Genomic DNA, 10,967 nt, shown 5'->3' with positions numbered 1-10,967 from the left:
CCGCGACCAGGCGCCCGCCGAGCCGCGCGAGCCCGCCGCGCAGGATCGCCTCGGCACCCCGCCGCCGCGCCGAAGAACGGCCTGCGCGTGTTCGCGCTCGGCGGTATCGGCGAGATCGGCCGCAACATGACGGTCTTCGAGTTCGGCGGCAAGCTGCTCATCGTCGACTGCGGCGTGCTCTTCCCCGAGGACCAGCAGCCCGGCGTCGACCTGATCCTGCCCGACTTCCGGCCCATCGAGGACCGGATGGCGGACGTGGTGGCCATCGTGCTCACCCACGGTCACGAGGACCACATCGGCGCGGTGCCGTTCCTGCTGCGCATGCGCTCCGACATCCCGGTCATCGGCGCCCGGTTCACCCTCGCGCTCGTCGCCGCCAAGTGCCGCGAGCACCGGCTCCAGCCCAAGCTGCACGAGGTCGCCGAGGGCGAGACCACCGTGCACGGCCCGTTCGAGTGCGAGTACTTCGCGGTCAACCACTCGATCCCCGACGCCATCGCCGTCGCCATCCGCACGCCCGCGGGCGTGGCGCTGCACACCGGCGACATCAAGCTCGACCAGCTGCCGCTGGACGGCCGCCTGACCGACCTGGCCGGGTTCTCCCGCCTCGGCGACGAGGGCGTCGACCTGTTCCTGGTCGATTCCACCAACGCCGAGGTCCCCGGCTTCGTCACCCCCGAGCGCGAGATCGGCGGCGTGCTGGACAACGTCATCGGCAAGGCGCGCAACCGCGTCATCGTGGCCTCGTTCGCCAGCCACGTGCACCGCATCCAGCAGGTCGTCGACGTGGCCCAGAAGTACAACCGCCGGGTCTGCTTCGTCGGCCGCTCGATGGTGCGCAACATGCAGATCGCCCAGGATCTGGGCTACCTCAGCGTGCCGGACGGTCTGGTCGTCGACCTCGACCAGGCCGCCTCGCTGCCCGGCGACCGCCTGGTGCTCATCTCCACCGGCTCCCAGGGCGAGCCGCTCTCGGCCCTGTCGCGCATGGCGCGCGGCGAGCACCGCCAGATCAACATCCGCGCCGACGACCTGGTCGTGCTGGCGTCCTCGCTGATCCCGGGCAACGAGAACTCGGTGTTCGCCGTGGTCAACGGCCTGGCCCGGCTCGGCGCCACCGTCATCACCCAGCAGAACGCCAAGGTGCACGTCTCCGGTCACGCCTCGGCGGGCGAGCTGCTCTACCTGTACAACGCGGTCCGGCCGACCAACGCCATGCCGGTCCACGGCGAATGGCGCCACCTGCGCGCCAACGCCGCCCTCGCGGTCGCCACCGGCGTGCCCGAGGAGCGGGTCGTGCTGGCCGAGGACGGCGTGGTGGTCGACCTGGTCGACGGCATCGCCTCCATCGTGGGCCGGGTGCCGGTCGGTCACGTCTACGTCGACGGCCTGTCCGTCGGCGACGTGGGCGAGTCGACCCTGTCCGACCGGCTGGTGCTCGGGGAGGGCGGCTTCATCGCCATCACCGTCGTGGTGGACGCCACCACCGGAAAGGCCGTCAGCACACCGGAACTCAACGGACGCGGGTTCTCCGACGATCCGGCCGCGCTCGACGGCGCCGCGGAACTGGTGGAGACCGAGCTGCTGCGCCTGGCGGGCGAGGGCGTCACCGACACCCACCGCATCGCACAGGGCGTGCGCCGGGTGGTCGGCCGCTGGGTCGCCGACACCTACCGCCGCCGCCCGATGATCGTCCCGACGGTCATGGGCGTCTGACGCCGGACACAGCGAAACCGCCGGAGGACCTGGTCCTCCGGCGGTTTTCGTCGGTGTGGGGGCCGATCAGGCCTGGCAGGCCGCGGAGTCCAGCTTCGCGGCCTTGACGATGTTGCACGCGAAGTCGTGCGAGACCAGCCAGTCCTTGTCCACGGCGACGAACTCGACCGAGGCGTTGTTGACCGGCTTGCCGTCGATGGTGACGTCGGCGCCCGCCTTGAGCTTGCCCGCGTTCGGGTCGTCCACCTTGACGATGGTGACCTTGACGTTGTTCTTCTTGGCCGCCTCGACGAACTTGTCGACCAGCTGCGGGTCGCGGTCGGCGTCCTCGATGTAGGTCAGCTTCTCCTGGTCGGTGAGCTGGCCCGAGAGCGCCTTGTTGATGCGGGCGTTGAGGGCGTCGGCGGTCGGCTTGGGCAGGTTCGGCGGCGTGGTGGTGGCGGGCGCGGCGCCCTCCTCCTTGCCGTCGGTGCCCTTGCCGTTCTCGAAGGCCCCGCCGCCGGCGGCGGCCGAGGTCGACGGGCCCGAGGCCGAGTCGTCGGACGAGCTGCAGGCGCTCAGCCCCAGCGCGGTGACGGCCAGCACGATCGCGGCCGCGGTCTTGAGCGAACGGTTCTTCACGGATCTCCCCTAGCAAGAGTGCCCCGCCGGGCGCGTGTCCCGGCGGGAAAAGATGTCGGACTTACAGCGAGTAGCCGGAGGTGCAGTTCCAGTGCTCGATCCGCGCCGAGCCCGGGTTGTTCGACAGCGCCTTGTTCTTGGCGGCCGTGATGGTCGCGCCCGACCCGTAGCTCCACCAGCCCTTCGAGATCGCCAGCGCGCCACAGCCGTTGCGCCAGGACAGCTTCGCGTCGCAGTCCGATCCGCCCCCGTTGCGCAGGCAACTCGACACCGCCGCCGACTCGGCCTCGGAGTAGCTCGAGTAGTTGTAGGTGAAGCTGTAGTGACCGGTGTCGATCGACACCGCGATGGCGCCGTAGTAGCTGCGCGACTGTGCCATCGCCGGCGCGGTGCCGAACACGGCCAGCAAGGAGCCGACGGTGGCGATCAGCACGGCGGCACTGGTGAGAAGTCTCTTCACTGCGGTGGTTCCCCTTCATTTCAACGGGTCCACGACCCGATGGACCGTGAGTCAACCTACAGATCGGGCCCCACGGTGCGCCAGCGCGCCGGAGCCGCTCACAAACGTTCGGTAAGGAATTCATAAGCCCGCGTCGCGAAACGCGGTCCGGCGGCCCGATCGCCGGTCCTGGGCGGCGGGTGCCCCCACCTGGGCATCTGTACGGATGTGGCGGGCGCGACGGGCGGCGACCAGTGTTGCGGATGGTCCACACGGGGCCCGAGCGGCTAGCCTGGGCACATGGCAGGTAAGTCCCGCAGTACCGCGAACTCTCGTGCGCGGGCGGGATCGGCCGGGGGGAAGACGACACCGGCACGATCCCGTCCGGCCACCGCGCGGGCGTCGGCGGCGCGCGGGCGCACCGCTCCCGTCCGCCGGGCGGCGCCACGGGCCTCGGCGAACACCGCGCCGCTGACCGTGGTCACCCGGGGGATCGGGTCGGGCTGGACCATGCTCGCGCGCGGCGTCGGGGCCACCACCCGCACGCTGAGCCGGGCCGGGGAGATCGAGCACGGCCACCGCCGCGACGGCGCCGCGCTGGCGCTCATCGCGCTGAGCGTGGTCATCGCGGCCTCGGTCTGGCTGTCCGCGGGCGGGCCGGTCGGCCGCTTCCTCGAAGACGTGTTCCGCGCCGTCGCCGGCTCGGCCGCCGCGCTGGCGCCGCTGCTGTTCACCGGCATCGCGGTGGTGCTCATGCGGACCGAGCCGCATCCGGAGATCCGGCCCCGGCTCGTGCTCGGCGGCGCGCTCGTCGTGCTGCCCGCACTGGGGATCTGGCACCTGGCCGCCGGGTCGCCCGGCGACGCCGCGGGCCGGGCCGAGGCCGCCGGCGTGGTCGGCTACGTGATCGGCGGGCCGCTCGGCGCGGGCCTCACGCCCTGGCTCGCGGTGCCGGTCCTGTTGCTGGCCATGGTCTTCGGCGTCCTGCTGCTGACCGGGACCACCGTGCGCGAGGTGCCCGAACGGCTGCGCGAGTACTTCGGGCTCGGCGGCGACAGCGGGCACGGCGCCGACGGATTCGATCCGGACAACTACGACGACGACGGTTTCCCGCTGCACCGCACCACCTCCCGGCGCCGCGGCCGCAACCCCGCCGACAACTACCCGCCCGACGAGTTCGGCGGCTCGGACGCGGTCACCGAGGCCCTGGGCGAGCCCCCGCTGCGGGACGCCAAGCCGATCACCCCCGAGGTTCCGGAGCCCGCGCCGCGGCCCGCGCGCAAGAAGGCGCCCGCCAAGGTCGTCGACCAGACGCCGCCGCCCCCGCCGGAACCGGAGTTCGTGACCGACCGGGTGCCCGACGGCGACTACACCCTGCCCCCGCTGACGCTGCTGCTCGACGGCGACCCGCCCAAGAAGCGCTCGGCCGCCAACGAATCGATGATCGAGGCGATCACCGAGGTGCTGGTGCAGTTCAAGATCGACGCCGCCGTCACCGGTTTCGTGCGCGGCCCGACCGTCACCCGGTACGAGGTCGAGCTCGGGCCGGGCGTGAAGGTCGAGAAGATCACCGCCCTGCACCGCAATCTGGCCTACGCGGTGGCGACCGAGAACGTGCGGCTGCTGGCGCCGATCCCCGGCAAGTCCGCCGTCGGCATCGAGGTGCCCAATTCCGACCGCGAGCTGGTCCGCCTCGCCGACGTGCTCAAGGCCCCGTCCACCCGCAACGATCACCATCCGCTGGTGATCGGCCTCGGCAAGAACATCGAGGGCGAGTTCGTCTCGGCGAACCTGGCCAAGATGCCGCACCTGCTGGTCGCGGGCTCCACCGGCTCGGGTAAGTCGAGCTTCGTCAACTCGATGCTGGTCTCGCTGCTGCACCGCGCCACCCCGGAGGAGGTCAGGATGATCCTGATCGACCCCAAGATGGTGGAACTCACCCCGTACGAGGGCATTCCGCACCTGATCACGCCCATCATCACCCAGCCCAAGAAGGCCGCGGCCGCGCTGGCGTGGCTGGTCGAGGAGATGGAACAGCGGTACCAGGACATGCAGGCCAACAAGGTCCGCCACATCGACGACTTCAACAAGAAGGTGCGGTCGGGGCAGATCACCGCGCCGCTGGGCAGCGAACGGGTCTACCGGCCCTACCCCTACATCCTGGCCATCGTCGACGAGCTGGCCGACCTGATGATGACCGCGCCCCGCGACGTCGAGGATGCGATCGTGCGCATCACCCAGAAGGCGCGCGCGGCGGGCATCCACCTGGTGCTGGCCACCCAGCGTCCCTCGGTGGACGTGGTGACCGGCCTGATCAAGACCAACGTGCCCTCGCGCCTCGCCTTCGCCACGTCCTCGCTCACCGACTCGCGCGTCATCCTGGACCAGCCCGGCGCGGAGAAGCTGATCGGTATGGGCGACGGCCTGTTCCTGCCCATGGGCGCGGGCAAGCCGACCCGCCTGCAGGGCGCGTTCATCTCCGACGAGGAGATCCACGCGGTCGTCGACTTCGCCAAGAACCAGGCCGAGCCCGACTACACCGACGGCGTCACGGCGGCGAAGGCGGGCGAGGCCAAGGACGTCGACCCCGACATCGGCGACGACATGGACGTGTTGCTGCAGGCGGTCGAGCTGGTGGTGACCTCCCAGTTCGGTTCGACGTCGATGCTGCAGCGCAAGCTGCGGGTCGGCTTCGCCAAGGCGGGCCGTCTGATGGACCTGATGGAGACCCGGGGGGTCGTCGGGCCGAGCGAGGGTTCCAAGGCGCGTGACGTGCTGGTGAAGCCGGACGAACTCGAAGGGCTGTTGTGGTCCATCCGCGGTGGGGACGCCCCCGCGGAAGCCGAGTGATCCCGGCCGGGTTTGCTCTGGCCGTGCGCGCGCACCGATGCGCGGCGACGGACGAGGAGTGACCCGGGCCGCGGATGCGGCCGTTCCCCCGGCGAGAGTCGAACTCGCACGTGGCGGTACCCGGTACCGGTGCCTCTGCCGATGGGCTACGGGGGAAGGGGTGCGCGCCGCGACCGGGGCCGGGGTCGGGCCCGCGGTGGCGCGGAGCGGGTCGGGTGGTGCCGGACGGTCAGCGCTGCGCGCGCCGGACGGGGTCGACGGGCGAGCCCGGGTGCACGGCACCGGAGCGTAGGCCGGCGTGGTCGTAGCGCATCGCTCCGATGGTGAATTCGCTCACGGTCTCGCTCCTTCCGGGTGCCGGGTGGGTGATGTGACGAAGGTAGCAAGCGGGCCGGGGGCGGGGAAACGAATTTTCGCCGGGGCCTGCGGTTGCGTGCGGCGGCCGAGGCCGGTGCGCCGGATGTGGAATCATGGCGGCACGGGTGCGGCGATCGCGCAGCAACCCGGCTAATTCGGGCATCACGGACAAATCGGGCATGATGGACCCATGGACCTCATCGAACGGACCGACGCATGCAGGTGACCGCACTGGAATGGGTGATCACCGGACTGGTGATCCTCGGCTTGTTCGTCTTCGACTTCTTCGCCCACGTGCGCACCCCGCACGAGCCCACCTTCCGCGAATCGGCCTTCTGGTCGGCGGTCTACATCGGCCTCGCCCTGGCCTTCGGCGGGTTCGTCGCCTGGAAATGGGGCGGGACCTACGGCGGGGAGTACTACGCGGGCTTCGTCACCGAGAAGGCCCTCTCGGTGGACAACCTGTTCATCTTCCTGATCATCATGAGCACGTTCGCCGTGCCGCGCATCTACCAGCAGAAGGTGCTGCTGATCGGCATCGTGCTGGCGCTGGTCATGCGCGGTGTCTTCATCGCCGTCGGCGCCGCGGCCATCAGCGTGTTCAGCTGGGTGTTCTACCTGTTCGGCGCGTTCCTGGTCTACACCGCGGTCAACCTGCTGCGGGAGAGCGGGCACGAGGTCGAGCACGAGGAACAGCGCGACAGCCGCATCGTGGCGCTGGCCAAGCGGATCCTGCCGACCACCGACGAGTACCACGGCGACAAGCTCGTCGCGAAGATCGACGGCAAACGCGTGGTGACCCCGCTGCTGCTCGCCCTGCTGGCCATCGGGTTCGCGGACCTGCTCTTCGCGCTCGACTCGATCCCGGCCATCTACGGCCTCACCGAACAGCCCTACATCGTGTTCACCGCCAACGCCTTCGCGCTGATGGGTCTGCGGCAGCTGTTCTTCCTCATCGGCGGCCTGCTCGACCGGCTGGTCTACCTGTCCTACGGCCTGGCCGCGATCCTGGCCTTCATCGGCGTGAAGCTCGTGCTGCACGCCCTGCACGAGAACACCCTGCCGTTCATCAACGGCGGCGAACACGTGAGCGTCCCGGAGATCTCCACGGGCCTGTCGCTGTCGGTGATCATCGGCATCCTGGTGGTGGCCACCGTGGCCAGCCTGCTGCGCACCCGCAACGGCGCGAAGCAGGCGGGCCGGGGCGTCTCCTAGGCGGTGTGCTCGACGAGGGCGCCCATCACGGGCTGCCACTCCACCACGCGCACCGCCTCGACGAGGCCGAGCTTGCTGAACGGGTCCTCCGGGAGGAGGTCGAGCAGGCCGGCCTCGTCGTCGTACTTGAAGATCAGCAGCGCGCCCGTGCCGTCGGGGTAGGGGCCGCTGGTGAGCACCACGCCCTCGGCGACCAGGTTCTCCAGCCAGGCCCGATGCTCGGGCCGGTTGGCCAGCCGGGCGGCCGCGGTGGCCTCGGTGTAGGTGTAGTGGACGGCGAAGGTTGCCACGGTTCTGCTTTCTGCCGGTGAGGGTGCGGACGGGACTAGAGGTTCAGCAGCATGCGGGTGTTGCCCAGGGTGTTGGGCTTGACGTAGCTCAGGTCGAGGAATTCGGCGACGCCGGTGTCGTAGGACCGGCACATCTCCGCGTAGACCTCGGCGGTGACGGGCGTGCCCTCGATCTCGGTGAAACCGTGCCTGCCGAAGAAGTCGGTCTCGAAGGTCAGCACGAACAGGCGGCGCAGCTCGAGCTCGCGGGCCACGGCGACCAGGCGGCTCACCACCAGGCTGCCGACCCCGTGCCCCTTCACCGACGGGTCGACCGCGACGGTGCGCACCTCGCCCAGATCGGCCCACAGCACGTGCAGCGCGCCGCAGCCGACGACACGCCCGTCGAGCTCGGCCACCCAGAACTCCTGCACCGATTCGTACAGCGTGACCAGGTTCTTCTCCAGCAGGATGCGCCCGGCGTAGACGTCGACGAGGCGCTTGATCTCGGGGACGTCGGAGGTGCGCGCGCGTCGCACCCGCACGGCGGGAGCGGGCGCCGCGGAGGGCGCGGAGTGATGCGCGTCGCTGGTCGAACCACCGCGTGGTCCCCGAGAGGTCATGGGGTGCACAGTAGTCGGCCGCCGAACCGATAGTCTGAACATGTGCCGCACATCCTGTCGTTCCGCTCACCGCATCACGTCGGTATCGATGACCGGATCGGTCGGCCCGCTGCGCGCGAGCAAACACCGTGCAGCGCAGGCGGTAACCGGTGCCGTGGCGTCCGCGCAGCCGGGTCCGCCCGCCGCGGCGCGCCCGGTGCCCGAGAGGGCAGGGCATGAGTGTGCAACCCGAGGAGATCGATCGCGGGTGGAGCGGGGCGCTACCGCACGCCGGTCCCGAGCAGGCCGAGAACCCGGTCCCGCTGCTGAACATCGCCAACGTGCTGACCATCGCGCGCATCGTGCTCGTCCCGCTGTTCGTGCTCGCGCTGTTCGCCGGCGGCGGGCACGACACGGGCTGGCGGATCGTGGCGGCGGGCCTGTTCGGCCTCGCCGCGGTCACCGACCGGTTCGATGGGCAACTGGCCCGCAAATACGGCCTGGTCACCGACTTCGGCAAGCTCGCCGACCCCATCGCCGACAAGGCGCTGATCGGTGCGGCGCTGATCGGGCTGTCGATTTTGGGGGATCTGCCCTGGTGGATCACCCTGGTCATCTGCGGCCGCGAGATCGGGATCACGCTGCTGCGCCTGGTCGTGGTCCGGCGCGGGGTCATCCCGGCCGGGCGCGGCGGCAAGCTCAAGACTCTGGTGCAGTCGGTGGCCGTCGCGCTGCTGGTGCTGCCGCTGTCCGGGGCGTTCCTCACCGCGGGCATGATCCTGATGTACGCGGCGGTCGCCCTGACGGTGATCACCGGCCTGGACTACGTCGGCCAGGCCGCGCGGCTGTGGTTCGCCGGACCCCGGGCGCGGTCGTGACCGATCCGCTGACCACCGAGGCGCCCGTCGCCGAGCTGGTCGCCGCGCTCACCGCCGCCGGGCAGACGGTGGCCACCGCCGAGTCGCTGACCGCGGGCCTGCTGGCGGCGACCGTGGCCGGGGTGCCGGGCGCCAGCGCGGTGCTGCGCGGCGGGCTGATCGTCTACGCCACCGACCTCAAGGCGAGCCTGGCCGGGGTCTCGGCCGAGGTGCTGCGGACCGAGGGGCCGGTCGCGGCGACCACCGCCGAACAGCTCGCCGTGGGGGCGCGGGTGCGCTGCGAGGCGGACTGGGGAATCGGGCTGACCGGGGTCGCCGGGCCCGATTCCCAGGACGGGCATCCGGTCGGCACGGTATACCTCGGACTGGCCGGAGGAGATCACACCGAAGTCGTGCGGTTGAAACTCCCCGGCGACCGGTGGACGATCAGGATCGGTGCGGTGCACAGCGCGGTGCGGGAGCTGTTGCGCTGTGTCCCGGCGGTCCCCGCCACCCTGGCGTGAGACCGGCGGGAACCATCGGCGGCTGCTCGACGTTGTGCCGGAAGAAGGTGGTCGTCGCCTGCGGGCGGCGACACGCGAGGTGAGGAGAACGAGATGACGCTGCTGCGGGAGGCAATCGGGGACAGTCTGCGGCGTGCGCGTCTCGCCCAGAACCGGACGCTGCGCGAGGTCTCCACCTCGGCGCGGGTGAGCCTCGGATACCTGTCGGAGGTCGAGCGCGGGCGCAAGGAGGCCTCCAGCGAACTGCTGGCCGCCATCTGCGAGGCCCTCGACGTGCCGCTGTCCCGGGTCCTGTGGGATGTGAGCACCCTGATGGCGGGCGCGGACGGCTCCGCGCCGCGCGAGCCCGCCCTGACCGGACCGGCCACCCGGTCCACCGAACCGGCGCCGGAGCCCGCCGCGCCTGCCGACGGGGTCACCGCCTCGGCGCTCGACACCCGCATCGTCATTCCCGCGCCCCGGGCCGACATGCTGGTACTCGTGAAGGGATGACGCGAACCGGTGCGGGGACACCCTGCACGGGGGCACCGAGAACGGATAGATTCTCTTCGAGGCGTCGAGCGGGCGGTAGCCACCTTCCCCGGTGCCGCATGGTGAAGGATAAGCACATATCTGGTGCGTGACGGTCGCGCACCACCAGTCGCACGAGCGACGCAGCAGATGGAGGCGGGATCAATCGATGGCTAATCCGTTCGTGAAGGCCTGGAAGTACATGATGGCCCTCTTCGACTCCAAGATCGAGGAGCATGCGGATCCGAAGGTGCAGATCCAGCAGGCGATCGAAGAGGCGCAGCGCCAGCACCAGGCGCTCTCGCAGCAGGCGGCGTCGGTGATCGGCAACCAGCGTCAGCTGGAGATGAAGCTCAACCGCCAGCTCGACGAGGTGGAGAAGCTCAACGCCAACGCGCGCCAGGCGGTCACCCTGGCCGATCAGGCCGCCAACGCGGGCGACACCGAGAAGGCGATTCAGTACACCAACGCCGCCGAGGCGTTCGCCGCCCAGCTGGTCACCGCCGAGCAGGCCGTCGAGGACCTCAAGGTCCTGCACGACCAGTCGCTGCAGGCGGCCGCGCAGGCCAAGAAGGCCGTGGAGCAGAACGCCATGCTGCTGCAGCAGAAGGTCGCCGAGCGCACCAAGCTGCTGTCCCAGCTCGAGCAGGCCAAGATGCAGGAGCAGGTCTCGGCCTCGCTGCAGCAGATGGACTCCACCCTGTCCGCGCCGGGCTCCACCCCGAGCCTGGACGCCGTGCGGGAGAAGATCGAGCGCCGCTACGCCAACGCGCTGGGCGCCGCCGAACTCGCGCAGAACTCGGTGCAGGGCCGCATGATGGAGGTCCAGCAGGCCAGCATCCAGATGGCGGGCCACAGCAGGCTCGAGCAGATCCGCGCCTCCATGCGCGGCGACGCGCTGCCCACCGGCAACGCGGGCGCGCAGGCGATCAACCCGGGCCAGCAGGCCGCGCCCGCGCCCTCCCCGCAGATCAACAAGGGCCAGGCCACCCAGCAGTAGCCCGACC

The 10,967-nt window shown here is 70.6% G+C and carries 10 protein-coding genes, 1 tRNA gene and 1 pseudogene; 7 read left to right on the top strand and 5 right to left on the bottom strand.

Annotated elements, in window-relative coordinates; translation table 11 throughout:
• Positions 1 to 1,716 (top strand): annotated as a pseudogene (locus ON36_RS17220) (ribonuclease J); the annotation flags it as partial.
• A gap of 66 nt (positions 1,717 to 1,782) precedes the next feature.
• Here the strand turns inward: ON36_RS17220 and ON36_RS17215 are convergent.
• A complete protein-coding gene (locus tag ON36_RS17215; protein ID WP_043654253.1) occupies positions 1,783 to 2,337 on the bottom strand; it encodes a WKL family lipoprotein in 555 nt (184 codons plus the stop codon).
• Between the two features lie 61 nt (positions 2,338 to 2,398).
• Positions 2,399 to 2,797, bottom strand: a complete 399-nt coding sequence (locus ON36_RS17210) for a DUF4189 domain-containing protein (RefSeq protein WP_043654250.1) — start codon at positions 2,795 to 2,797, stop codon at positions 2,399 to 2,401.
• Between the two features lie 279 nt (positions 2,798 to 3,076).
• On the opposite strand from ON36_RS17210, the gene ON36_RS17205 reads away from it, so the two are divergent.
• Entirely contained in the window at positions 3,077 to 5,626 is a 2,550-nt protein-coding gene (locus ON36_RS17205; RefSeq protein WP_043654247.1) for an FtsK/SpoIIIE family DNA translocase, read from the top strand.
• Between the two features lie 83 nt (positions 5,627 to 5,709).
• Here the strand turns inward: ON36_RS17205 and ON36_RS34790 are convergent.
• Positions 5,710 to 5,782 (bottom strand) — tRNA-Pro (locus ON36_RS34790).
• A gap of 417 nt (positions 5,783 to 6,199) precedes the next feature.
• Between ON36_RS34790 and ON36_RS17200 the strand changes: the two genes are divergently transcribed.
• On the top strand, positions 6,200 to 7,198 hold the full coding sequence (locus tag ON36_RS17200) for a TerC family protein (RefSeq protein WP_043654244.1): 999 nt from the start codon (positions 6,200 to 6,202) through the stop codon (positions 7,196 to 7,198).
• Here the strand turns inward: ON36_RS17200 and ON36_RS17195 are convergent.
• Positions 7,195 to 7,488, bottom strand: coding sequence for a YciI family protein (locus ON36_RS17195; RefSeq protein ID WP_043654242.1), 294 nt, complete (start codon positions 7,486 to 7,488; stop codon positions 7,195 to 7,197). The two genes, ON36_RS17200 and ON36_RS17195, sit on opposite strands and share 4 nt — an antisense overlap.
• A gap of 35 nt (positions 7,489 to 7,523) precedes the next feature.
• A complete protein-coding gene (locus ON36_RS17190) occupies positions 7,524 to 8,090 on the bottom strand; it encodes an amino-acid N-acetyltransferase (RefSeq protein ID WP_083885196.1) in 567 nt (188 codons plus the stop codon).
• Between the two features lie 215 nt (positions 8,091 to 8,305).
• On the opposite strand from ON36_RS17190, the gene pgsA reads away from it, so the two are divergent.
• The 4 genes from pgsA (at position 8,306) to ON36_RS17170 (ending at position 10,960) form a co-directional block, all read left to right on the top strand.
• Positions 8,306 to 8,947 (top strand): CDP-diacylglycerol--glycerol-3-phosphate 3-phosphatidyltransferase, encoded by a 642-nt coding sequence (gene pgsA, locus ON36_RS17185; protein WP_043654240.1) that lies wholly within the window; start codon positions 8,306 to 8,308, stop codon positions 8,945 to 8,947.
• Positions 8,944 to 9,450, top strand: a complete 507-nt coding sequence (locus tag ON36_RS17180) for a CinA family protein (protein WP_043654256.1) — start codon at positions 8,944 to 8,946, stop codon at positions 9,448 to 9,450. Before pgsA ends, ON36_RS17180 begins: the two co-directional genes overlap by 4 nt.
• A gap of 93 nt (positions 9,451 to 9,543) precedes the next feature.
• Positions 9,544 to 9,942: a helix-turn-helix domain-containing protein gene (locus ON36_RS17175; RefSeq protein ID WP_043654236.1), complete on the top strand. Its 399-nt coding sequence runs from the start codon at positions 9,544 to 9,546 to the stop codon at positions 9,940 to 9,942.
• Positions 9,943 to 10,129: 187 nt separating this feature from the next.
• Positions 10,130 to 10,960 (top strand): PspA/IM30 family protein, encoded by an 831-nt coding sequence (locus ON36_RS17170; protein ID WP_043654233.1) that lies wholly within the window; start codon positions 10,130 to 10,132, stop codon positions 10,958 to 10,960.
• Positions 10,961 to 10,967 lie beyond the last annotated feature (7 nt).

The organism is Nocardia thailandica NBRC 100428 (genome assembly GCF_000308795.1).
Taxonomy (GTDB): Bacteria; Actinomycetota; Actinomycetes; order Mycobacteriales; family Mycobacteriaceae; genus Nocardia; species Nocardia thailandica.
Note: the sequence above shows the minus strand (reverse complement) of the source record. Positions and strands in the feature narration are given on the sequence as shown.

Coding starts and splice junctions, on each gene's coding strand:
- ON36_RS17175 (WP_043654236.1), top strand. CDS start 9,544: ATGACGCTGCTGCGGGAGGCAATCGGGGACAGTCTGCGGCGTGCGCGT.
- ON36_RS17170 (WP_043654233.1), top strand. CDS start 10,130: ATGGCTAATCCGTTCGTGAAGGCCTGGAAGTACATGATGGCCCTCTTC.
- pgsA (WP_043654240.1), top strand. CDS start 8,306: ATGAGTGTGCAACCCGAGGAGATCGATCGCGGGTGGAGCGGGGCGCTA.
- ON36_RS17200 (WP_043654244.1), top strand. CDS start 6,200: ATGCAGGTGACCGCACTGGAATGGGTGATCACCGGACTGGTGATCCTC.
- ON36_RS17190 (WP_083885196.1), bottom strand. CDS start 8,090: ATGACCTCTCGGGGACCACGCGGTGGTTCGACCAGCGACGCGCATCAC.
- ON36_RS17205 (WP_043654247.1), top strand. CDS start 3,077: ATGGCAGGTAAGTCCCGCAGTACCGCGAACTCTCGTGCGCGGGCGGGA.